This window comes from Micromonospora sp. URMC 106 (genome assembly GCF_051386395.1).
Lineage (GTDB): Bacteria > Actinomycetota > Actinomycetes > Mycobacteriales > Micromonosporaceae > Micromonospora.
Map to the genome: position 1 here is coordinate 1 of NZ_JBPQTP010000114.1, position 22,077 is coordinate 22,077.

General features: G+C 73.0%; 18 protein-coding genes. 5 read left to right on the forward strand and 13 right to left on the reverse strand.

From position 1 onward, the window contains the following. Positions 1 to 29 precede the first annotated feature (29 nt). The 8 genes from ACSNOB_RS26490 to ruvC form a co-directional block, all read right to left on the reverse strand. A complete protein-coding gene (locus ACSNOB_RS26490; RefSeq protein ID WP_436689397.1) occupies positions 30 to 2,555 on the reverse strand; it encodes a RelA/SpoT family protein in 2,526 nt (841 codons plus the stop codon). Positions 2,556 to 2,724: 169 nt separating this feature from the next. Next, on the reverse strand, positions 2,725 to 3,291 hold the full coding sequence (locus ACSNOB_RS26495) for an adenine phosphoribosyltransferase (protein WP_393109786.1): 567 nt from the start codon (positions 3,289 to 3,291) through the stop codon (positions 2,725 to 2,727). A gap of 101 nt (positions 3,292 to 3,392) precedes the next feature. Continuing rightward, complete coding sequence (secF, locus tag ACSNOB_RS26500) at positions 3,393 to 4,583, reverse strand: protein translocase subunit SecF (protein WP_436689399.1); 1,191 nt, start codon at positions 4,581 to 4,583, stop codon at positions 3,393 to 3,395. Between the two features lies 1 nt (position 4,584). Further along, positions 4,585 to 6,504, reverse strand: coding sequence for a protein translocase subunit SecD (gene secD, locus ACSNOB_RS26505; protein ID WP_436689401.1), 1,920 nt, complete (start codon positions 6,502 to 6,504; stop codon positions 4,585 to 4,587). Between the two features lie 255 nt (positions 6,505 to 6,759). Next, positions 6,760 to 7,119, reverse strand: a complete 360-nt coding sequence (gene yajC, locus ACSNOB_RS26510; RefSeq protein WP_436689403.1) for a preprotein translocase subunit YajC — start codon at positions 7,117 to 7,119, stop codon at positions 6,760 to 6,762. A gap of 120 nt (positions 7,120 to 7,239) precedes the next feature. Beyond that, positions 7,240 to 8,310: a Holliday junction branch migration DNA helicase RuvB gene (gene ruvB / locus ACSNOB_RS26515; RefSeq protein WP_393109778.1), complete on the reverse strand. Its 1,071-nt coding sequence runs from the start codon at positions 8,308 to 8,310 to the stop codon at positions 7,240 to 7,242. Further along, positions 8,307 to 8,909: a Holliday junction branch migration protein RuvA gene (gene ruvA / locus ACSNOB_RS26520; RefSeq protein ID WP_350709043.1), complete on the reverse strand. Its 603-nt coding sequence runs from the start codon at positions 8,907 to 8,909 to the stop codon at positions 8,307 to 8,309. The genes ruvB and ruvA overlap by 4 nt, the downstream gene beginning before the upstream one ends. Further along, positions 8,906 to 9,433: a crossover junction endodeoxyribonuclease RuvC gene (gene ruvC / locus ACSNOB_RS26525; RefSeq protein ID WP_436689406.1), complete on the reverse strand. Its 528-nt coding sequence runs from the start codon at positions 9,431 to 9,433 to the stop codon at positions 8,906 to 8,908. Before ruvC ends, ruvA begins: the two co-directional genes overlap by 4 nt. A gap of 192 nt (positions 9,434 to 9,625) precedes the next feature. Here ruvC and ACSNOB_RS26530 point away from each other — a divergent pair, with 192 nt between their 5' ends. Together ACSNOB_RS26530 and ACSNOB_RS26535 are read left to right on the forward strand one after the other, a co-directional pair. Further along, complete coding sequence (locus ACSNOB_RS26530; RefSeq protein WP_436689408.1) at positions 9,626 to 10,408, forward strand: 3-hydroxybutyrate dehydrogenase; 783 nt, start codon at positions 9,626 to 9,628, stop codon at positions 10,406 to 10,408. A 14-nt stretch (positions 10,409 to 10,422) separates the two neighbouring features. Continuing rightward, a complete protein-coding gene (locus ACSNOB_RS26535) occupies positions 10,423 to 12,342 on the forward strand; it encodes a helix-turn-helix domain-containing protein (RefSeq protein ID WP_436689410.1) in 1,920 nt (639 codons plus the stop codon). 48 nt (positions 12,343 to 12,390) lie between these two features. Here the strand turns inward: ACSNOB_RS26535 and ACSNOB_RS26540 are convergent, their stop codons facing one another. Together ACSNOB_RS26540 and ACSNOB_RS26545 are read right to left on the reverse strand one after the other, a co-directional pair. Next, on the reverse strand, positions 12,391 to 12,999 hold the full coding sequence (locus ACSNOB_RS26540) for a TetR/AcrR family transcriptional regulator (RefSeq protein WP_436689412.1): 609 nt from the start codon (positions 12,997 to 12,999) through the stop codon (positions 12,391 to 12,393). Between the two features lie 11 nt (positions 13,000 to 13,010). Further along, a complete protein-coding gene (locus ACSNOB_RS26545) occupies positions 13,011 to 14,573 on the reverse strand; it encodes an MFS transporter (RefSeq protein ID WP_436689414.1) in 1,563 nt (520 codons plus the stop codon). Positions 14,574 to 15,148: 575 nt separating this feature from the next. On the opposite strand from ACSNOB_RS26545, the gene ACSNOB_RS26550 reads away from it, so the two are divergent. Continuing rightward, a complete protein-coding gene (locus ACSNOB_RS26550; protein ID WP_436689416.1) occupies positions 15,149 to 15,745 on the forward strand; it encodes a hypothetical protein in 597 nt (198 codons plus the stop codon). A gap of 163 nt (positions 15,746 to 15,908) precedes the next feature. Here ACSNOB_RS26550 and ACSNOB_RS26555 read toward each other — a convergent pair whose 3' ends face one another. Both ACSNOB_RS26555 and ACSNOB_RS26560 read right to left on the reverse strand, forming a co-directional pair. Next, positions 15,909 to 17,351, reverse strand: coding sequence for an MFS transporter (locus ACSNOB_RS26555; protein WP_436689418.1), 1,443 nt, complete (start codon positions 17,349 to 17,351; stop codon positions 15,909 to 15,911). Between the two features lie 85 nt (positions 17,352 to 17,436). Next, positions 17,437 to 17,673: a hypothetical protein gene (locus ACSNOB_RS26560; protein ID WP_393107967.1), complete on the reverse strand. Its 237-nt coding sequence runs from the start codon at positions 17,671 to 17,673 to the stop codon at positions 17,437 to 17,439. 143 nt (positions 17,674 to 17,816) lie between these two features. Between ACSNOB_RS26560 and ACSNOB_RS26565 the strand changes: the two genes are divergently transcribed. Further along, positions 17,817 to 18,974, forward strand: a complete 1,158-nt coding sequence (locus tag ACSNOB_RS26565; protein ID WP_436689420.1) for a geranylgeranyl reductase family protein — start codon at positions 17,817 to 17,819, stop codon at positions 18,972 to 18,974. A gap of 188 nt (positions 18,975 to 19,162) precedes the next feature. Here ACSNOB_RS26565 and ACSNOB_RS26570 read toward each other — a convergent pair whose 3' ends face one another. Beyond that, positions 19,163 to 20,953: a bifunctional metallophosphatase/5'-nucleotidase gene (locus ACSNOB_RS26570; protein WP_436689422.1), complete on the reverse strand. Its 1,791-nt coding sequence runs from the start codon at positions 20,951 to 20,953 to the stop codon at positions 19,163 to 19,165. A gap of 210 nt (positions 20,954 to 21,163) precedes the next feature. On the opposite strand from ACSNOB_RS26570, the gene ACSNOB_RS26575 reads away from it, so the two are divergent. Next, positions 21,164 to 22,066, forward strand: coding sequence for an SDR family oxidoreductase (locus ACSNOB_RS26575; protein WP_436689424.1), 903 nt, complete (start codon positions 21,164 to 21,166; stop codon positions 22,064 to 22,066). Positions 22,067 to 22,077: the final 11 nt, after the last annotated feature.

The following is a 22,077-nucleotide window of genomic DNA, read 5'->3' on the forward strand; positions in this document are numbered from 1 at the left end:
GGTGTGGGGCGGTGGGTGTGGGGTGGTGGTCAGGCGCCGGAGGTGACGCGGTAGGCGTCGAAGACGCCGTCGACCTTGCGGACCGCGGCCAGCAGGTGCCCGAGGTGCTTCGGGTCGGCCATCTCGAAGCTGAACCGGCTCACCGCCACCCTGTCCCGGGTGGTGGTGACCGTCGCGGACAGGATGTTGACCCGCTCGTCGGAGAGCACCCGGGTGACGTCGGCGAGCAGCTTGTGCCGGTCCAGCGCCTCGACCTGGATGGCGACCAGGAACGTCGACGCGGAGGTGAGCTTCCAACTCACCTCGACGACCCGCTCGTTCTGCGCCCGCAGGTCCTCGGCGTTGGCGCAGTCGTCGCGGTGCACGCTCACCCCGCCGGAGCGGGTGACGAAGCCGAACACCGAATCCGGTGGGACCGGCGTGCAGCAGCGCGCCAGCTTGATCCACACGTCGCTGACCCCGCGCACCACCACGCCCGGGTCGGCGCTGCTCTGCCGGCTGCGCGGCGGCCGGGTCGCGACGGCGGTCTCGGCGATGTCCTCCGCCGCCCCCTCCTCGCCGCCGTACGCCGCCATCAGCTTCTGCACGACGGACTGGGCGGAGACCTGGCTGTCGCCGACCGCCGCGTAGAGCGACGCGACGTCGGCCAGGTGCAGGTCCCGGGCGATCGCCATCAGCGCGTCGGAGGTGAGCATCCGCTGCAGGGGCATGCCCTGCTTGCGCATCGCCTTGACGATCGCGTCCTTGCCGGCCTCGATCGCCTCCTCGCGCCGCTCCTTGTTGAAGTACTGGCGGATCTTGGTGCGGGCGCGCGGGCTCTTGACGAAGCCCAGCCAGTCCTGCGTCGGGCCGGCGGTGTCGGACTTCGAGGTGAAGATCTCGATCACGTCGCCGTTGGACAGCGTCGACTCCAGCGGCACCAGCTTGCCGTTGACCCGCGCGCCGATGCACTTGTGCCCGACCTCGGTGTGCACCGCGTACGCGAAGTCCACCGGCGTCGACCCCGTCGGCAGCGGGATGACGTCACCCTTCGGGGTGAAGACGTACACCTCCTGGCTGGACAGGTCGAAGCGCAGCGCGTCGAGGAACTCGCTCGGGTCGGCCGCCTCCCGCTGCCAGTCCAGCAGCTGCCGCAGCCAGGTCATCTCGTCGATGTGCGCCGGCGGGCCGACGATCTGGGTGCCCTTGTGCTCCTTGTACTTCCAGTGTGCGGCGATGCCGAACTCGGCGGTGCGGTGCATCGCGTACGTGCGGATCTGCATCTCCACCGGCTTGCCGGTGGGCCCGATGACCGTCGTGTGCAGCGACTGGTACATGTTGAACTTGGGCATCGCGATGTAGTCCTTGAACCGGCCCGGCACCGGCTGCCAGTTGGCGTGGATCACGCCCAGCGCCGCGTAGCAGTCCCGCACCGTGTCGACCAGGATCCGGACCCCGACCAGATCGTAGATGTCGTTGAAGTCGCGACCCCGCACGATCATCTTCTGGTAGATCGAGTAGAGGTGCTTCGGCCGCCCGGTCGTCTCCGCCTTGATCTTGGCGGCCTTCAGGTCGGTCTGCACCTTCTGGGTCACCTGGCGCAGCAGCGCCTCGCGCTGCGGCTGGTGCTCCCCGATCAGCCGGTTGATCTCCTCGTAGCGCTTCGGGAAGAGCGTGCCGAAGGCGAGGTCCTCCAGCTCCCACTTGATGGTGTTCATGCCCAGCCGGTGGGCCAGCGGGGCCAGGATCTCCAGCGTCTCCTTCGCCTTCTGCTCCTGCTTCGGGCGGGGCAGGAAGGTGAGGGTGCGCATGTTGTGCAGCCGGTCGGCCAGCTTGATCACCAGCACCCGCGGATCCTTGGCCATCGCGACGACCATCTTGCGGATCGTCTCGGCCTTGGCCGCGTCGCCCAGCTTGACCTTGTCGAGCTTGGTGACCCCGTCGACGAGCAGCGCGACCTCGCCGCCGAAGTCGGCCCGCATCTGGTCGAGGGTGTATTCCGTGTCCTCGATGGTGTCGTGCAGCAGCGCGGCGACCAGCGTGGTGGTGTCCATCCCCAGGTTGGCCAGGATGGTGGCCACCGCGAGGGGGTGGGTGATGTAGGGGTCGCCGGACTTGCGGTACTGCCCGGAGTGCCAGCGGGCCGCCGTGTCGAAGGCGCGCTGGAGCAGCCGCGCGTCGGCCTTGGGGTGGGCGTCCCGGTGGGTCGAGATCAGCGGTTCGAGCACCTCGCTGACCTGCGAGGACTGCCACGGCGCGTTGAACCGCGCCAGCCTGGCCCGCACGCGGCGGCCGGTGGGCGCGCTGGACAGCGCGAAGCCGGCGCTGGGCACGGGATCGCCGGAGCCGTCGGCGGGGAACGGGAGCACGACCCCCTCGGTCGCCACGCCCGCGCCACCGGCCGGGCCGGGCGCCGCGCCGGGACGCGCGGCGTCGGCCGGACCGGCCACGCCGGAACCGTTGCCGGAGCCCGCGCCCCGGGTCGGCGCGTCACCGTTCCGGGCAGTCACCGAGCCGTCCGCGTCGCCTGTCGGTTGCACCGTGCCCTCCACCGGAGGGGCGACATCGTGGGACACCGGCCTCCTCACCGCTCGCCGGGAATACACCGACCGTGCCGGTCGGCCTGGTCTCACGCCACCCGGACGGGCCTCCGCCCGGTCAGCAAAGGGCAATGCTACCCGCACGCACGGTGCCCCGCCGCTCCGCCGGACGGACCGCGCCGGGTCCGTCCGACGGCCGGGGCGCTCAAACGGTCAGCAGGGCATGGACCGGGCGCGGGGCCAGCCGCTCCCGCCCGCCGAGGAAGCCGAGTTCCAGCAGCACGGTGAAGCCGGCCACGGTGCCCCCGGCCCGCTCCACCAGGTCCAGCGTCGCCTCGGCGGTGCCGCCGGTGGCCAGCACGTCGTCGACCACCAGCACCCGGTGGCCGGCGGTGAAGGCGTCCTGGTGCACCTCCAGGGTGGCCTCGCCGTACTCCAGCGCGTAGGAGGCCGAGTACGCCGGGCGGGGCAGCTTCCCCGCCTTGCGCACCGGCACCACCCCGACGCCGGTCGCGTACGCGATGGCCGCCGCGACCACGAACCCGCGCGCCTCGATGCCGACGACGGCGTCGAACGAGTCCCGCCCGTGGTACGCGACGATCCCGTCGATCACCTGGCGGAACGCGTCACCGTCGGCGAACAGCGGCATCAGGTCCTTGAACATGACGCCGGGCTTGGGGAAGTCGGGCACGTCGAGCACCCGGCTGGCCACCAGCTTCGCGGCCTCCGGGCCACTGTCTCCCCGTACCCCGGTGCTGTGGGTCTCCGTCACGGCAGTCCGCTCCCCTTCCACGACGACGGCGTCCTCCATGCTGCTCGCACAGCATGAAGGACGCCGTCGGTCCGATTCCTACCGGGTGTCCCCGGCCCGGGTCAGCGCCGCTTGCCGCCGCCCGGCCGGTTGCCACCGCCGCCGGCCGGCCGCCCGCCCCGGGCACCCGTCGGCCGCTTCGCGGCCGGCCGCGCGCCCACCTTCGGCGCGGCGCCGGCCAGGGCCGCCGACTCCGCGTCGACCGGCTCGTCCGCGGCCTCCGCGGCGCGGGGGGCGCCCTTCGGGGTGACCTCGCCGCGGGCGATGGCGCCCCGGCGGGCCAGGACCCGCTTGTTGTGCGCCTGGATCCGCGGCTCGTAGTTCTTCAGCAGCACCAGCAGCGGCGTCGCCAGCAGGATCGAGGTCAGGAACGCGACCGCCATACCGACGAAGAGCACCAGGCCGAGGTCCTTCAGGGTGCCCGCGCCGAGCAGGCCGGCACCGATGAAGAGCAGACCGCCGACCGGCAGCAGCGCCACCACCGACGTGTTCAGCGACCGCATGAGGCTCTGGTTGATGGCCAGGTTGGCCGCCTCGCCGTACGTCTGGTTGTTGTTCGCGGTGATGCCGCGCGTGTTCTCCTGCACCTTGTCGAAGACCACCACCACGTCGTAAAGCGCGAAGCCCAGGATCGTGAGGAAGCCGATGACCGTCGACGGGGTGACCTCGAAGCCGACCAGCGAGTAGACGCCGGCGGTGAGGATCAGGTTCATGATCAGCGAGGAGACGGCGGCGACCGCCATCCGCCACTCGAAGCGCAGGATCAGGTAGACCATCACCAGCGCGATGAAGATGACCAGACCGAGCAGCGCGCGCGAGGTGACCTGGCTGCCCCACGCCTCGCTGACCTGGTTGCCGCTGATCTGCTCCGCGCCGATGCCGAACTCGTCGGCCATCTCGACCTTGACGGCGTTGGCCTGCTCCGCGCTGAGCTGCGTCGTCCGCACCTCGTAGAAGTCGCCGCCGGTGCCGCCGACCTTCTGCGTGGTGACCACCTCGGCGCCGCCGCCCTGCGCGGCGAGGGCCGCCTCGACCCTCTCCTCGGTCTGCTCCAGCGTGCCGACGCTCGCCGGGATCTGGAACGAGTTGCCGCCGGCGAACTCGATGCCGAGGCTGAACCCGCGCAGCCCGAAGCTGAGGAGCGCGAGCAGGACCAGCGCGCCGGCGACGGCGAACCAGAGCTTGCGCCGGCCGATGATGTCGAGGCCGGCCTCGCCGCGGTAGAGGCGGCTCGCGAGACCACTCTTAGCCATCTCAGGCCTCCTTGACGCGCGGGTTGCGGGGCTGGGCCGGCTCGGCCGTGCGGGGCGGGAGCGCCCGGCCGAGACCGCTGACCCGCGGGGACAGGAACGCCCGGGTGCGGGCGAACATCGTCATGATCGGGTGCCGGAAGAGGAAGACCACGACCAGGTCCAGCACGGTCGCCAGGCCGAGGGCGAAGGCGAAGCCCTTCACCGCGCCGACCGAGACGACGTAGAGCACCACCGCCGACATCAGCGTGATCGCGTTGGCCGAGATGATCGTCCGGCGGGCCCGGATCCAGGCGCGCGGCACGGCGCTGCGCGGGCTGCGCCCCTCCCGGATCTCGTCCTTGAGCCGCTCGAAGTAGATGACGAACGAGTCCGCCGCCACACCGAGCGAGACGATCATGCCAGCGATGCCGGCGAGGGTGAGGGTGAAGCCGATCTGCCGGCCGAGCACCACCAGCGCGCCGAAGACCAGCAGCGCCGAGAGGATCAGGCTCAGGAAGATCACCGAGCCGAGCAGGCGGTAGTAGAAGAACGAGTAGATGATGACCAGCAGCATGCCGATGCCCGCCGCGAGGAGACCGGCCCGCAGGTGGCTGGCGCCCAGGGTGGCGGTGACGTTCTGCTGCTCCTGCGCGTCGAAGGTCACCGGCAGCGCGCCGTAGCGGAGCTGACCGGCGAGGGCGCTGGCGTCCTTCTGGGTGAAGTTGCCGGTGATCTGCGAGTTGCCGGTCAACACGCCCTGGATCTCGGGCGAGGAGACGATCTCGTTGTCCAGCACGACGGCGACGCGGCACTTGCCGTCCTGGCCGAGCGCGGTGGCGTCGCAGGCCTGGCCCTCGTTGTTGAACGCCTCACGGGTCAGGTTGGTCCACTTGTCCTGGCCCGCGCCGGTGAAGTCGAGGCTGACCACCCAGGAGCTGGTCTGGTCGAGCACCGCGTCGGCGTCGTCGACGTCGGTGCCGAGCACCTTCGCCTGGTCGAGCAGGTACTTCGCGGCGCCGTCCTCGCAGGCCACCACCTGCTGGTCGGGGGCGGAGATGGACGCCGGCGGGCGCTTGTCGAGCTGGGCGCAGCTGATCTGCGGCACGTTGAACTGCAGCTGCGCCGGCAGCACCGCGACCTCGCGCGGGTCGAGGGTCGCGAACGGCTTGAGCTTCTCCGCCAGCGACGGGTCGGCGGCCAGGTCGGCCGGGGCCTTGAGGCCGCTGGCGGCGGCCCAGGCGGCGGCGCCGACCTTCTTCTCGACGGCCTTGCGCTGCTCCTCGATGCTCTGCGGCACCGGCTCGGCGCTGGGCGAGGGCGCCGCGGCGCTCGGCGAGGCCGACGCGCTGGGCGAGGCCGACGCGCTCGGCGCCGGAGCCATGCCGCCCTGGCCGCCGCTCGGCGACGCGGTGGCCTTCGGCCCGGCGCTGCCCGACGGGGAGGCGCTGGCCGAGGGCTTCGCGCTGCCCGAGGGCGCCGGGGTGGCGCTGCCGGACGGTGCCGGGGTGGCGGTGGGCGCCGGGGCGGCGGCCGCGCCGCTGCCGTCGGCGGCCTTGAGCACCTTGCGGAAGCGCAGCTCGGCGGCGCTGCCCACCTCGGTGATGTCGCGGTTCTCACCGGGCAGGGAGATCACGATGTTGCGGTTGCCCTCGGTGACCACCTCCGCCTCGGCGACGCCGAAGGCGTTGACCCGGCTCTCGATGATCTGGCGGGCCTCTTCGAGGTTCTCCGCCGTCGGGGCCCGGCCGTCGACGCTGTTGGTCGCCTCCAGCGTCAGCCGGGTGCCACCGACGAGGTCCAGGCCGAGCTTGGGCTCCAGCCGGTCCTTCAGGCCGCCGCTGGCGCCGCCCGCGAAGAACACCAAAAGATAGAGGACGACGAAGATGAGCCCGAGCACGGCCAGTTGCCGTCCGGGGCGCATCTGTCCCTGAGGTGGTGCCACGGCTGTCCTGTCTCCCTGTACGGTCGCGCCGCTGGTGCGGCGGGTGTCGGCCGGTGCGGCCGGCGGTTCTGACGAGCCGGCGTCGGAGACCGGCACGCGGCTCCGACGTCGCGGCGCGGGGGCGCCGGCTGGAGCGCGACGTGCCGGCTCCGCCGTCGGGCCCAACTATCCAGTTTTCACGTCGTCTCCGCTGCCCCGTCGGGCGCGGCGGTCACCGGGAGCCGGCGCCCGCCGCCCCGGGGCGGGAGCGACGCCTCACTCCTTGACGACGTCCGCGTCCTCGGCGGCCGGCTCCTCGGCACGCTCGGCCTGGCTGACCACCCGGGCGATCGCCGGGCGGGCGTACCGGGTCTGCACGCCGGGCGCGACCTCGAGCAGGACGGTGTCGTCGTCGACGCCGGTGACCGTGCCGTAGAGCCCACCGATGGTGACCACCTCGTCGCCGGGTGCGAGGGCGGACTGCATGGCCTCCGCCTCGCGGCGGCGCTTCTGCTGGGGGCGGATCATCATGAAGTACATGACGCCGAAGAGCAGAGCGATCATGAGGATCGGCGTCAGGCTGCCGGCTCCCCCGCCGCCCTGTGCTGCGTAAAGCACGGTGAAAGACCTTCCCATTGGCCGCCGACCCGGCACGGGCGCGCCGGAGCGGAGGCGGATTCTCACGTCCTGTACAGACCGGCGCGAGTCTAATCCCTGCACCTGGGAACGCCGAATGCGGCACAGATCACGTTCGCATCACGGCTGATCGACGTCCACCGAGAACAGATCGGGCGCGGGAGGGGCATCCGCGCCAAATGTACCATTAGGTGGCGTACGTCCCAGGTGTCGCCAGGCGGCCTCGGTGGCGACCCGCCCGCGTGGCGTCCGCGCCAGCAGGCCGGCTCGCACCAGGAACGGCTCGCACACCTCCTCGACCGTGTCCGGCTGCTCCCCCACCGCCACCGCGAGGGTGGACAGGCCGACCGGCCCGCCCCGGAACGAGTCGACCAGCGCGGTCAGCACCGCCCGGTCCAGCCGGTCCAGGCCCAGCGCGTCGACGTCGTACACCTTCAGGGCCGCCCGGGCGGTCTCCAGGGTGACCACGCCGTCGGCGCGGACCTCGGCGAAGTCGCGCACCCGGCGCAGCAGGCGGTTGGCGATCCGGGGCGTGCCCCGGGAGCGGCCGGCCACCTCGGCGGCGCCGTCGTCGGTGATCGGCACGCCGAGGATCCGGGCCGAGCGGCGCAGCAGCACCTCGAGGTCGGCCGGGGAGTAGAAGTCCAGGTGCGCGACGAAGCCGAAGCGGTCGCGCATCGGCCCGGTCAGCAGGCCGGAGCGGGTGGTGGCGCCGACCAGGGTGAACGGCTCGACGTCCAGCGGGATGGCCGTCGCGCCCGGGCCCTTGCCGACCACCACGTCGACCCGGAAGTCCTCCATCGCGCTGTAGAGCAGCTCCTCGGCCGGCTTCGCGATCCGATGGATCTCGTCGATGAAGAGCACGTCGCCCTCGGCGAGGCTGGTCAGGATGGCGGCCAGGTCGCCCGAGCGCTCGATCGCCGGGCCGCTGGTCACCCGGATGCCCGAGCCCAGCTCGGCCGCGACGATGTTGGCCAGGGTGGTCTTACCGAGGCCGGGCGGCCCCGAGAGGAGGATGTGGTCGGGCGGGGAGCCGCGCCGCATCGCGCCCTGGAGCAGCAGGTCGAGCTGGTCGCGCACCCGGTGCTGGGCGATGAACTCCTCCAGCCGCTTCGGCCGGACGCTGGCCTCCGCGTCCAGGTCGGCGTCGTGCACGTAGGCGGAGACCAGCCCGCCGTCCGGGCCGGTCACCGGGTGCGGCCCAGCAGCCGGATGGCCTGCTTGAGCAGGACCGGCACCGGCGGCACGTCACCGTCGACGGTCTCCGCCACCGCGGCGACCGCCTGGTCGGCCTGCCCCGCCGTCCAGCCGAGCCCGACCAGCGCCTGCCGGACCTGCTCGGGCCACGCCCCGCCGGTCACCCCGGCCGCGCCGTCGGCGCCGACCGGGACCGGGCCGACACGGTCGCGCAGCTCCAGGACCAGGCGCTCGGCGCCCTTCTTGCCGATGCCGGGCACCCGCGTCAGCGCGGCGGTGTCGGCGTTGGCGATCGCCTTGCGCACCGCGTCGGGGGTGTGCACGGCGAGCACCGCCTGGGCCAGCCGGGGGCCGACCCCGCTGGCGGTCTGCAGCAGCTCGAAGAGCTGCTTGGCGTCGTCGTCGGCGAAGCCGTAGAGGGTGAGCGAATCCTCCCGGACGACCAGGCTGGTGGCCAGCCGGGCGGGCTGGCCGACCCGCAGCTCGGCGAGGGTGCCGGGGGCGCACTGCACCGCCAGGCCCACCCCGCCGACCTCGACCACGGCGTGGTCCGGACCGGTCGCGGTCACCACCCCGCGCACGCTGGCGATCATCTGGTTCCTCCTCGTCGTACCCGGTCGGCCGCGGCGGCCAGCTTGGAGCGCGTCCCGCCGCGCCACACGTGGCAGATGGCCAGGGCGAGGGCGTCGGCGGCGTCGGCCGGCTTCGGCGGCTCGGGCAGCCGCAGCAGCCGGGTGACCATGGCGGTCATCTGCGCCTTGTCGGCCTGGCCGGAACCGGTCACGGCCGCCTTCACCTCGCTGGGCGTGTAGGTCTGCACCGGCAGCCCGGCGCGGGCGCCGGCGAGCACGGCGATCCCGCTGGCCTGGGCGGTGCCCATCACCGTGCGGACGTTGTGCTGGCTGAACACCCGCTCGACGGCGACGCTGTCCGGCCGGTGCTCGGCCACCAGGTCGGTGAGCGAGCGGTCCAGGTGCAGCAGGCGCAGCGGCAGCTCGTCGCCCGGGTCGGTGTAGACGACGTAGTAGGCGACCAGCGTGCAGGGCCGCCCCGGCACGCCCTCGACCACGCCGACCCCGCACCGGGTCAGCCCCGGGTCGACGCCCAGCACCCGCACGCCGCCTCCTCCCCCAGCCGTCAGCAGTACGTGTGTTCGACACCCTACCGATCCGGGTGACACCCCGCCGCCGGGGACACGCCGACGCGTCGACACGCCGCCGACCCCGCGCGCCGGCCACACACTCCGGCCGTCGAGTATGTGTCGCCGCCCCATGTGCGCCCGGACACACACCTCGTAACTTCATGCGCCATGACGGCAGAACCCGTGGCGGTCCCCCACGTCGTACACGTCGACCTCGCTGGTCGTACCGCCCTGGTGACCGGGGGCGGCAGCGGCATCGGCCGCGCCTGTGCCCTGCGGCTGGGCGCCGCCGGGGCGAAGGTGCTGGTGGTGGACCGCAACCTCGCGGCGGCGAAGGCGGTGGCGGCGGAGGCCGGCGGCCGGGCCGAGGGCGTGGACCTGGCGGACGCCGGGGCGGTGGAGCGGCTCGACGCCGACGTGGACATCGTCGTGAACAACGCCGGCCTGCAGCACGTGGCGCCGGTGCAGGAGTTCCCCGCGGAGCGCTTCGCCCACCTGCACCGGGTGATGGTGGAGGCGCCGTTCCTGATCATCCGCCGGGCGCTGCCGCACATGTACGCCAGGGGCTGGGGGCGGATCGTCAACATCTCCTCGGTGCACGGGCTGCGCGCCTCGCCGTACAAGTCGGCGTACGTCTCGGCCAAGCACGCCCTGGAGGGGCTGTCGAAGGTGGTCGCGCTGGAGGCCGCGCCGCACGGCGTCACCGCCAACTGCATCAACCCGGCGTACGTGCGGACGGCGCTGGTGGAGAGCCAGATCGCCGACCAGGCCGCCAGCCACGGCATCCCCGAGGCCGAGGTGGTCGAGAAGATCATGCTGGCGCGGGCGGCGATCAAGCGGCTGATCGAGCCGGAAGAGGTGGCGGAGCTGGTGGCGTACCTCTGCTCCCCGCCGGCGGCGTTCATCACGGGCGCGTCCATCGCGCTCGACGGGGGCTGGACGGCGAACTAGTGGCGAGCCGCACAATGTCGGTCATGTCGTCACCGGTGGAGTTCCTGGAACTGCTCGCCCGCGAGGCCGCCGCGGTGGAGTTCGAGGGACCGCTCGTCGCCGCGCGCGCCGCCGGGCTGCCGCCGGAGCGGCTCGCCGAGCTGGAGCAGGCCAAGACGGTGGCGCTGCGGGTCCGCGCGCTGCTGGAGCGCCGCCGCCGGCGGGAGGTCGAACTCTCCGGCCTGTACGACACGGTCAGCGACCTGGCCGGGCTGCGCGACCTCGACGACGTGCTGCGGGCGATCGTGCACCGGGCGCGCAACCTGCTCGGCGCGGACGTCGCCTACATGACCCTCAACGACGAGGAGCGCGGCGACACCTACATGCGGGTCACCGACGGCTCGGTCTCGGCCCGGTTCCAGCGACTGCGGCTGCCGATGGGCGCCGGCCTCGGTGGCCTGGTCGCCCAGTCCGGCGCCCCGTACGTCACCGCGAACTACTCCGAGGACGCGCGCTTCCACCACACGGGCGAGATCGATGCCGGGGTGGGCGAGGAGGGTCTGGTGGCGATCCTCGGGGTGCCGCTGCGGCTGGGCTCCACCTCGATCGGGGTGCTCTACGCGGCCAACCGCTCGGCCCGGCCGTTCGTCCGGGAGGAGGTCGCGCTGCTGGTGTCCCTCGCGGCGCACGCGGCGGTGGCGATCGACACCGCGCGGCTGCTGGCGGAGACCCGGGCGGCGCTGGAGGAGCTGTCGGCGGCGAACACCACCATCCGGGCGCACAGCAGCTCCGTGGAGCGGGCCGCGGCGGCGCACGACCGGATGACCGCGCTGGTGCTGCGCGGCGGCGGGGTGGAGGACGTCGCCGCCGCGGTCACCGACGTGCTCGGCGGGGCGCTGCTGGCGCTGGACGCGGAGGGCCGCCTGCTGGCCCGGGTCGGCGAGATCGACGAGCCGGACCGGGCGGACATGGTCGAGGCGGTGGCCGCGTCGCGTACGGAGGGCCGCAGCGTGCGCCGGGGGCCGCTCTGGTACGCCGCGGTGGTGGCCGGCGCGGAGAACCTGGGCGCGCTGGTGCTGCGCCCCGACGACGAGCTGGTCGACGCCGACCAGCGGATCCTGGAGCGGGCCTCGCTGGTGACCGCGCTGCTGCTGCTGTTCCGGCGCACGGTGGCCGAGGCGGAGGGACGGGTCCGGGGCGAGCTGCTCGACGACCTGATCGCCCGGCCGCTGCGGGACACGGACGCGCTGCGCAGCCGCGCCCGCCGGCTCGGGGTGGACCTCGACGCGCCGCACGTGCTGGTGGCCGTCGGCGACGACGCGATCGCCGCGACGGGCTCGGCCCGGCAGCGGGTGCTGTCCTGGGCCACCACGTACGCCTCCACCCGGGGTGGGCTGGCGGCGGCCCGCGACGGGCGGGTGGTGCTGATGCTGCCGGGGCGGGACGCGGGCGGCAGCGCCCGGGCGGTGGCCCGGGACCTGTCGCGGGTGACCGGACGGCCGGTGACCGCCGGGGCGAGCGGGCCGTCGACGGGGCCGGCGTCGCTGGCCACCACGTTCGCCGAGGCGGACCGCTGCCTGACCGCGCTGGGCGCGCTGGGCCGCTCGGGGCAGGGGGCGAGCACCGCCGAGCTGGGCTTCGTCGGGCTGCTGCTGGGCGCGGTCGGCGACGGGGGCGACAAGGACGTGGACCGGTTCCTCACCGCCACCGTCGGGCCGGTGGTCGACTACGACGCCCGGCGGGGCACCGCGCTGGTGAAGACCCTGGAGGCGTACTTCGGGGTGGGCGGCAGCCTCGCCCGGGCCGCCGAACTGCTGCACGTGCACGTCAACACGGTCACCCAGCGGCTGGAGCGGGTCGGACAGCTCCTCGGCGCGGACTGGCAGAAGCCGGAGCGGGCGCTGGAGGTCCAGCTCGCCCTGCGCCTGCACCGCCTGCGTACGCCGGCCGGCTGACGGTCCGGTCGGGCGCGCCCGGCGGGCCGGACCGGGCGGCGGCCCGGGTCAGCGGGCCCGGATCCCGTCCAGCACGCCGTCGACGATCTTCTCCGGCAGGGACGCCTCGTCGAGCTCGGGGTGCCAGCGCAGCACCCGCTGGATCAGCATCGGGCCGGTCAGCATCGCCATGGTGACCTCGACGTCGATGTCGGCGCGCAGCTCGCCGGTGCGGATCCCCCGGCGCAGCACCTCCCGCATCAGCGCCCGGCGCGGCTCGATGATGCTCTGGTAGAGCTGGTACTCCTCCGGGCTGCGGTTCACCCGCGGCACCAGGCAGGGCATGATCCGCGCCGCCCGCGGGTCGACGTTGTGCCCGACCGCGCCGACCAGTAGCACCAGGTCGTCGCGGACCGATCCGCCGGGCGGCGCGGGCGGGTTGCCCTTGAGCCGGCGCAGCGCGTCGGTCAGCAACGCGTCCTTGCCGGGCCAGCGGCGATAGATGGTGGCCTTGCCCACGCCGGCCCGGGCGGCGATCGACTCGATCGAGAGGGTCTCGATCGTGCTGCCCTGGGCGAGCAGGTCGAGGGTGGCCTCGAGGATCGCCTCGTCCGCGCGGACGCTCCGCGGTCGCCCGGGCGACCGCGGCGCGTCCGCGGCGGAAGTCATGTCGGACATTGTCCCCGAACCTAGGCGGTCCCGGCCAACTCGGGTTCCGCCGCCGGCGCGGGCGCCGCCGCCGGGGAGCGGCCGGGCATCCAGCGCAGCACCACGAGGATGCCGACCGCGGAGACCACCGCGGCCAGGCCCGCCGCCCAGTGCATCGCGGCCACGAAGGCGTCGTTGGCCACCGCGATGAGCTGCGGCGCCGCCGGCCCGAGCTGACCCGCCGCGGCGTACGCGCCGGAGATCGACTCGCCGGCCGCGTCGCGCGCCCCGGCGGGCAGGTCCCGCAGCGCGGAGTCGACGTCGGCGCGGTAGACCGCGGAGAGCACCGACCCGAGCACCGCCACGCCGAGCGCGCCGGCCACCTGCCGGACGGTGTTGCTGACCGCCGAGCCGACGCCGGCCTTCTCCCGGGGCAGCGCCGACATGATCGATTCCATGGCCGGAGGCATGATGTTGGCCATCCCGGTGCCCTGGAGGAAGAAGACGACCAGCACCACCCAGATCGGGGTGCTCTCGCCGACGAAGGCGAACGCGCCGAGCGACACCGTGGTCAGCGCCAGCCCGACCACGGCGACGGCCCTGCCGCCGTACCGGCGGACCATCGCCGCGCTGCGCGGGGCGAAGACGAGTTGGGCCACCGCGAAGGGCAGGAAGAGCAGGCCGGTCTCCAACGGGCTGTAGTCGCGCACGAGTTGCAGGTAGAACGAGCTGAAGAACATCACGCCCATCGCGGCGAAGAAGACCAGCCCGACGATCGCCACCGGGGCCGCGAAGCGGGGCACCCGGAACAGCCGCACGTCCAGCGACGGGTGGTCGCTGCGCCGCTCGTACGCGACGAACCAGGCCAGCACCGCCAGGCCGCCGAGGATCGCGGCCCAGACGACCGGGCGGCCGAAGCCGTGCTCCCCGCCGTCGATGATGCCGTACGTCAGGGCGACCAGGCCGACCACCGACAGCAGCACGCCGACGACGTCGACGCGCCCCGGGCTCGGATCGCGCGACTCGGGGACCAGGATCGCCACCAGCACCACGCCGAGCGCGACCACCGGCACGTTGATCAGGAAGACCGAGCCCCACCAGTAGTGCTCCAGCAGCGCGCCGCCGAGGATCGGGCCGATCGCCACCGCCAGGCCGACCGCGCCCGCCCAGACGCCGATCGCCCGGCCCCGCTCCCGCGGGTCGAAGACGTTCGAGATGATCGAGAGCGTGACCGGCATGATGGCCGCGCCGCCCACCCCCATCAGCGCGCGGGCCGCGACGAGCTGAGCCGGGCTCTGCGCGTACGCCGACAGCAGCGACGCCAGCCCGAAGAGCACCAGGCCGATCAGCAGGAAACGCTTGCGGCCGGCGCGGTCACCGAGCACGCCGAAGGTGAACAGCAGGCCGGCGAAGACCAGCGTGTAGGAGTTGATCGACCACTCCAGCTCGCCCTGGCTGGCACCGAGGCCGTGCACCGGGTCGGCGAGCGTGCGCAGGGCGACGTTGAGGATCGTGTTGTCCAGGACGACCACGAGCAGGCTGATCACCAGCACCCCGAGGATCGCCCACCTCCTCGGGTGTCCCGTGTTCTCGTGCGGTTGCATCTCCGGTTCTCCCCCCGGGCCCGTTATCGATACGGGTCAGACTCGTAATTGAGGACAGCGTAGGCGCTCCAGTTTCGATACGGAACCGGTTCGTATCTGATGTGTCGGCCGTCACCCGGCGCTCGCGTCGAGGTGCGGTGCGCTGCGCCAAGCTGACCTGCCCGTGGGGCCGTGGACCGCCGTGCCGGCTCTGGGCTAAGGCTTGATTCCGGCGGAGGGCGGCCGGTCACACGCCGGGTGTCCGGTTTCGGGTGTGACCGGGGGCATCGTGGGCGTGGAATCGTGGCGGGGCCGGGGTCGTTACACCATGCGTACGGCTGAGCAAGGGCACACCCCCGGGCGACGGACTGGTGTGCCGACCCCCGGAATGATGGTGGGCCGCCGGTCGTTACACATGGTCCGGCCGGCGTGCGGGCGTCCCCCTGCCCCCGCGTGAACGTGGCCTGGTCTGATTCTTCCCGGCGTGCTGCCGGATCCCCCTGATTTCTTGAGCGCCGGACGGTGCTTGCACCCCGCGTGGCCGAACCCCCCTTGTTCGCTGCGTGTGGTGCCAACCCCCGAATGGAGCCACTGTGATGAACACGATCATGCGTAAGAGCGTTCTTGGTGTTGCTGGTCTGGCGTTCGCCGGTGGTGTGTTCGCTGGTCCGGCTGCCGCTCACGCCGCCCCTGCGGTTGAGGCCACCCCGGTCGCCGCCGTCGCGGTGCAGGCCGACAAGCCGGGTGTGGACAAGGCGAAGCTGGTTCCGCATGGTGTGCAGGGCGCGCAGTCGCGTATCGACCTGTCGGATGAGCAGGTGGGTAACGTGAAGGCGATCATCGCGGCGACGAAGAAGGCCGGTATGGACGAGCGGGCCGCGGTGGTGGCGATCGCGACGGCGTTGCAGGAGTCGAAGCTGGAGAACCTGGGTCACCTGGGTGAGCGCAACGACCACGACTCGCAGGGTCTGTTCCAGCAGCGCCCGTCCTCGGGTTGGGGCACGGTGGAGCAGATCACCGACCCGCAGTACTCGACGATGGCGTTCCTGAAGGGTCTGAAGCAGGTCGACGGGTGGCAGGACATGCCGCTGACGAAGGCGGCGCAGACGGTGCAGGTGTCGGCGTACCCGGACCACTACGCGCAGTGGGAGCAGCAGGCCGCCGACCTCGTCGCCGAGCACTGGAACAACTGACACGTGTGAACAAGCCGCTGGCCGGCACCCCGCACGGGGGTGCCGGCCAGCGGCGTTTCCCGCGTCCGGGCGGTACGGCCGGCGGAGGTGAGGTCGCCGGTCGGGGCGTTCGGTGCACGGCTGGTCCCGGGCAGTTGGCGAGCGGCGCGGGGCGGGCCGGCGGTCAGTGGCGGTGGCCGAGGGTGACGTCGACCAGGGCGGCGACCAGCGCCAGCGCGATGACCGCGGCGGCCAGGAGGAGCGAGTGCCGGAACGCGACGGAGTAGTCGCCGTCGCTGCCGGCCAGCGCGGAGAAGAAGACCGATCCGACGGCGGCGATGCCGGCTGCGGAGCCGATCCGCTGGCCGGTCTGGAGCATGCCCGCGCCGCTGCCTGCCTGCGGCACCGGCACCTGGGACAGGGTGAGGGTCTGGTTCGGGGCGATCACCAGGCCGCTGCCCAGCCCGGCGACCAGCAGCGGCGCCGCGGTCAGCCACGGCACGACGGCCCCGGCCGGCGCGAGGTCGAGCACCCCGACCACCGCACCCAGCCCGACCACCACGGTGAGCAGCCCGACCGCGACCAGCGGCCGGCCGAAGCGGTTGACGATCCGGCCACCGAGCGCGGACGCCGCGGCCGAGCCCAGGGCGAACGGGGTGATGGCCAGGCCGGCGACCAGCGCGCTGTAGCCGAGGCCGTCCTGCAGGTAGAGCGTGAAGATGAAGAAGATCGCGGTGAACCCGCCGAAGTAGACCAGCGCGATCAGCGACCCGAGGGCGTACGACCGGAAGGCGAACAGGCGCAGGTCGAACAGCGGCTCGCGGCGTCGGGCGTGCCACCGTTCCCAGGCCGCGAAAGCGGCCAGGGCGAGCAGTCCGGCCGGCACGAGCAGCCACTTCGCCCGGCTCTGCCACTCCTGTTGCACCAGCGGCAGCAGCACCAGCAGCACGCCGGTCCCGAGCAGCAGCACCCCGACGAGGTCCAGCCGCCGGTGGTTCGCCGGGCCCGCCGGGCGTCCGGGGAGCAGCCGCCAGCCGAGGACGACCGCCACGATGCCGACGGGTACGTTGACGAAGAACACCCACCGCCAGCCGTGCTCCTCGCCGCCGATGGCGATCAGCAGGCCGCCGACGAGCGGGCCGACCGCGGTGGAGATACCGATGGTGGCCCCGAGCAGCCCGAAGGGGCGGCTCCGCTCCGGTCCCTGGAACAGCTCCTGGATCAGGCCGGTGACCTGCGGGTTGACCACGCCGGCGGCCGCGCCCTGGAGCAGCCGGGCTCCGATCAGCCACGCGGGGGAGGGCGCCAACCCGGCGAGCGCGCTGGCGAGCGTGAACAGGGCGATCCCGAAGACGAACGCGGTGCGCCGTCCGCGCGCGTCGCCGAAGCGGCCGGCGGAGACCAGCACCAGCCCGAACGTCAGGGCGTACCCGGAGAGCACCCACTGCAGGTCGCTGGGGGAGGCCCCGAGGGCGCGGTCCATCGACGGGACGGCGACATTGACGATGCTCACGTCGAGCAGCGTCATGAACGCGGCGACCAGCCCGACCCCGAGGGCCTGCCAGCGTCGCCGGTCGTCCGGCGAGGCGGTGGCGTCCGCCGGTCGCGGCGCACGCGCCGCGCTCATCCTGCCTCCCGTGGACCGGTGATCGGGCATCGCTGCCCGTTACCCCGGTCCCCGGGAGGCGAATCGTCGCGGCGCGCCCGTCGACTCACGCCATCTGGCGGGCGCAGAACCGGGGGCCGAAGTCGAGACCGGCCATCGGCGAGTCCTCGCGGTGCAGCAGGTTCTTCTCGGTGAGCAGGTGCAGTGGCGCGTGCAGTTGCTCCTCGGTCAGCCCTGCCTCCTGCGCGATCAGGTCCGGGTACGGCACCTGCCCGCGCGCCTCCAGGGCCGCCACGGCGTCGTACACCCGTTCCTCGACGTCCGACAGTTGCACCTGCCGCATGATCTCCTCCTTCACCTTTCCCGCCCCGCGGGCGGTCGCGCCGCGCGGTTACCCCGTGGCCGACCGAAGATGCCCACCCGATCGGGCGGTCGTCCGGCCGCGCCGACGCCGCCCGGCGCGGCCTTCTGGCATACGCTGCACCGGTGATCATCTGGGATCTCGCCGTCGTCGGCGCCGGCCCCGCCGGCCTCTCCGCCGCCCATGCCGCCGCCCGCGCGGGCGTGCGCACGCTCGTGGTGGAACGTGCGGCCCACCCCCGTTACAAGACCTGCGGGGGCGGCCTCATCGGCACCTCGCTCGCGGCGGTGGGGGACCGCATCGAGGTGCCCGCGCACGACCGGGTGGACCGAATCACGTTCACCCGGGACGGGCGACGCCGGTTCACCCGACGACACCCCGAGGGCCCGCTCGTGACGATGGTGCGCCGTGAGGAGTTCGACGACCGGCTGCGCGCCGCCGCGGTCGCCGCCGGCGCCGAGGTCCGCGAGCGTGCCGCGGTCCGCGCCGTCGAGCAGGACCCGGAGGTCGTACGCCTGCGGCTGGCCGACGGGGAGACGGTGCGCGCGCGGGCCGTGATCGGGGCGGACGGCTCCTCGGGCGTGACCGCCCGGCACGTGGGGGTCCGCCACCGGCAGGTCGACCTGGGGCTGGAGTTGGAACTGCCGGTGCCGCCGCGGGAGCAGGACCGCTGGCGGGGCCTCGTGCTGCTGGACTGGGGCCCGCTGCCCGGCTCGTACGCCTGGGTCTTTCCCAAGGGCGACCGGCTCACGGTCGGCGTCATCGCCTCGCGGGGCGAGGGGGAGCGGACCCGGGCCTACCTGCGGGCCTTCGTCGACCGGCTGGGTCTGTCCGGCGTGGAGCCGGAGCACGACTCGGGTCACCTGACCCGTTGCCGCGCGGAGGACTCCCCGCTGCGCCGGGGCCGGGTGCTGGTGGCCGGTGACGCGGCGGGCCTGCTGGAGCCCTGGAGCCGGGAGGGGATCAGCTACGCGCTGCGCTCCGGCGAGTTGGCTGGCGCCGCGGTGGCCGCTGGCGACCTGGCGGGCTACGACCGCGCGGTGGAGCGGGACCTGGTGCCGTCGATGCGCGCCGGGCACCGGCTGCTCGACGTGTTCGCGCGGCGGCCGGAGGTCTTCCACGCGCTGCTGGCCACGCCGCCGGGCTGGCGGATGTTCGTGCGGTTCTGCCAGGGGCGGGCGAGCTTCGACGAGACGCTCGGCCGCGCCCCGGTGCGGGCGGCGCTGGCGCTGCTGGACCGACTGCCGGCCCCCCGCACGCCGTTGGCCAAGCTGCCGTCGTAGCGACTGAGCCGCATCCCGCCCGCCCTCCCGGCCCCGGTTCCACACCAGGATCCTAGGATGCCTTACGGGTGGTGACGCCCGCCGCGGCCGTCGGCGTCGCCCGTCAGCCGACGCGCCGGGACCAGCGGAGCCGGATACGCGGACGGGGCGCGGGCGATCCGCCCGCGGCCCGCCCGGTGATCGTCGGGTCAGAAGACCGGGACGCCCTCGCGCACCAGCTTCCAGTTCGGCTGGTAGAAGTCGGCCGGGTCGATCGCGCCCCTGGCCTGCGCCCAGTCGATCAGCAACTGGCGGATCTCCTGCTGCTCGTTGTAGACCTGGGTCTTCACGATGGCGGGGAAGTTGCCGCCGCCGCTGCGCCGGTAGTTGTTCACCGCCACCACGAACTGCGCGTTGTCGGCGACCGGGGTGTCGGTGCCGGGCAGCACCAGGCGGGTGATGCGCTGGCCCACCGGCCGGGAGATGTCGATGTCGTACTCCAGGCCGGAGATGACGTCGTAGTTGTAGTCCGGCACCGCCGGGTCGCTGATCGTCTCCGGGTCGACCGGGGCGCCGGGGGCGAGGGTCCGGAAGTACTTCGCGGAGTACTCCAGGTAGGTCCGCACCTCGGCGCCGCTGAGCACGACGGCCTCGAGGGTGTTGTCGAAGACGTACAGGCCGGCCACGTCGCGGATCTTCACGTCGCCGGCGGGGAAGACCGCCGTGCGGCTGAACGGCGCCGCGATCGACAGCACCGGCAGGGCCGCGTACGACGTGCCGGCGAGCGCCTGGCCGACCACCTCGGTCTGGACGTGGTTGATGAAGTCCAGGATCGGGGTGTCCTTGTAGCGGCTCTCCGCCGCCGAGAGCTCGACCGTGGAGCGGGCCACGACCTGGTTGACGTACGCGACGGTCTTCTGGTGCTGCGCCCGCACGGCGGCGAGGACCTTCGGGTCCTCGGCCACGGTGTTGGTGTTCAGCAGGGCGGCGGACTTCTTGGTGATCTTCCACCGGCCCTTCTCGCGGGCCAGGGTGAAGTCCATCCGGCTCAGCCGCTGGCCCCACTTCGACGGCTCGGTGAGCAGCACCTGCTCGCCGGTCTGCTCGTTGGTCACGAACTTCTCGGCGACCTCGGCGTGGGCGTGGCCGAAGAGGATCGCGTCGATGCCGGGGACCTGCTGGGCGATCAGCGCCGTCGGGTTCTCGATCGGCAGCTCCGGGCCGTAGCTGGAGGTGCCGCTGTCGCCGCCGTGGGCGGAGATCAGCACGACGTCGGCGCCGCGCTCCCGCATGATCGGGACGTACTTCGCCGCCGTGGCGATCATGTCGTCGAACCGCAGCTTGCCCTCGACGTTGGCCTTGTCCCAGATCGCGCTGCCGGGGTTGGTCAGGCCGAGGATGCCGACCCGCAACGGCGGCGCGGCGAAACCGACGGAGACCTTCTTGATGACGAACGGCAGGAAGGCCGGCTTGCCGGTGGCGACGTTGACGGCGTTCGCGGCCAGCGCCGGGAAGCCGAGCTGCGAGATCCACTTGGCCAGCAGGGGCAGGCCGTAGTTGAACTCGTGGTTGCCCAGCGTCACGGCGTCGTACCCGAGCACGTTCATCGCGTTGGCCATCGGGTGCGTCGCGCCGGTGGTGGTGATCGGCTCCTGCTTGGCGTAGAAGGTCGCCAGCGGCGTGCCCTGGATGGTGTCGCCGGCGTCGAGCACCAGCGTCGCCTTGCCCCGCCGCTCGGCGCGGATCTGGTTGACCAGGGTGGCCAGCTTGGCGACGCCGACGTCGTTGTGCTTGCTGTCGTCGTACTCGGCGTCCTTGTAGTAGTCCCAGTTGTAGACGTTGCCGTGGGTGTCCGAGGTGCCGAGGATCGTGAGGTCCCAGGTCCGCGACCGGGTCGCGCCGGCCGCCTGGGCGGGGGTGGCGGCGATCAGCGGGACGCTCGCCGCCGCGGCCGCGGCGGCGAGCACCGTCCGACGCGACGGGCCGGAGGGAGAGGTCATGACGTGCCCTTCGATGGGGTTGGGGCGCCTGCTGGGCGCCGAGCGCACCATAACGAGCGGCCGTCACTCCTGCCACGGCAGCCCGAGGTGTTTCACACCACCAGCGTCCGTGGGTCCCGTCGGTGTAACAGCGCCACGCCCGTTTCCGCCCGCCGCCGCAGGGTAGGGCGGTGGGAGACCAGACCCCGACCGGTGCGCGAGGAGACGTCGGTGAGCGAGGACCAGCACACCCAACAGGACCCCACCAGCCAGTACGGCCAGCAGGAGGGGCAGCCGAGGCAGCAGCAGACGCCGCCCGGCTCGACCCAGGAGATGACCCCGAAGCCCGACCACGGCGAGGAGTCGTACCGGGGCAGCGGCAAACTGACGGGCCGTCGGGCGGTGATCACCGGCGGCGACTCCGGCATCGGCCGGGCGATCGCCATCGCGTACGCCCGGGAGGGCGCCGACGTGCTCATCTCCTACCTCGGCGAGGAGGAGGACGCCGACGCCCGGGAGACCGTCCGGCTGGTCGAGGAGGCCGGTCGCAAGGGGATCGCCGTGCGCGGCGACATCACCGACGAGCGGCACTGCCGGGAGTTGATCGAGCGCGCGGTGCGCGACCTCGGCGGCATCGACATCCTGGTCAACAACGCGGCCTACCAGATGTCGCAGGACAAGGGCATCCTCGGGATCAGCGACGAGCAGTTCGACCGGGTGCTCAAGACCAACCTGTACGCGATGTTCTGGCTCTGCCGGGCCGCGATCCCGCACATGTCGGAGGGGTCGGCGATCATCAACACCTCGTCGATCCAGGCGTTCGACCCGTCGCCGCAGCTGCTGGACTACGCCACCACCAAGGCGGGGATCGCCAACTTCACCAAGGCGCTCGCCGCCGACCTGGCCGAGCGGGGGATCCGGGTGAACGCGGTGGCGCCCGGCCCGATCTGGACGCCGCTGATCCCGGCGACCATGCCGGAGAAGAAGGTCGAGCAGTTCGGCCAGGACACCCCGGAGGGCCGCCCCGGCCAGCCGGCCGAGCTGGCTCCGGCGTACGTCTTCTTCGCCTCCCAGGAATCCAGCTACGTCACCGGTGAGATCCTCGGCGTGACGGGCGGCCGCCCGACCAAGTAGTCCCTCCCGCC

Bases quoted from the DNA above. Each gene is read 5' to 3' on its own strand.
- yajC (WP_436689403.1), bottom strand. From the start codon at position 7,119: ATGGGAAGGTCTTTCACCGTGCTTTACGCAGCACAGGGCGGCGGGGGA.
- ACSNOB_RS26545 (WP_436689414.1), bottom strand. From the start codon at position 14,573: ATGCAACCGCACGAGAACACGGGACACCCGAGGAGGTGGGCGATCCTC.
- ACSNOB_RS26535 (WP_436689410.1), top strand. From the start codon at position 10,423: ATGTCGGTCATGTCGTCACCGGTGGAGTTCCTGGAACTGCTCGCCCGC.
- ACSNOB_RS26570 (WP_436689422.1), bottom strand. From the start codon at position 20,953: ATGACCTCTCCCTCCGGCCCGTCGCGTCGGACGGTGCTCGCCGCCGCG.
- ACSNOB_RS26555 (WP_436689418.1), bottom strand. From the start codon at position 17,351: ATGAGCGCGGCGCGTGCGCCGCGACCGGCGGACGCCACCGCCTCGCCG.
- secF (WP_436689399.1), bottom strand. From the start codon at position 4,583: ATGGCTAAGAGTGGTCTCGCGAGCCGCCTCTACCGCGGCGAGGCCGGC.
- ACSNOB_RS26540 (WP_436689412.1), bottom strand. From the start codon at position 12,999: ATGTCCGACATGACTTCCGCCGCGGACGCGCCGCGGTCGCCCGGGCGA.
- ACSNOB_RS26530 (WP_436689408.1), top strand. From the start codon at position 9,626: ATGACGGCAGAACCCGTGGCGGTCCCCCACGTCGTACACGTCGACCTC.
- ACSNOB_RS26550 (WP_436689416.1), top strand. From the start codon at position 15,149: ATGAACACGATCATGCGTAAGAGCGTTCTTGGTGTTGCTGGTCTGGCG.
- ACSNOB_RS26560 (WP_393107967.1), bottom strand. From the start codon at position 17,673: ATGCGGCAGGTGCAACTGTCGGACGTCGAGGAACGGGTGTACGACGCC.
- ruvA (WP_350709043.1), bottom strand. From the start codon at position 8,909: ATGATCGCCAGCGTGCGCGGGGTGGTGACCGCGACCGGTCCGGACCAC.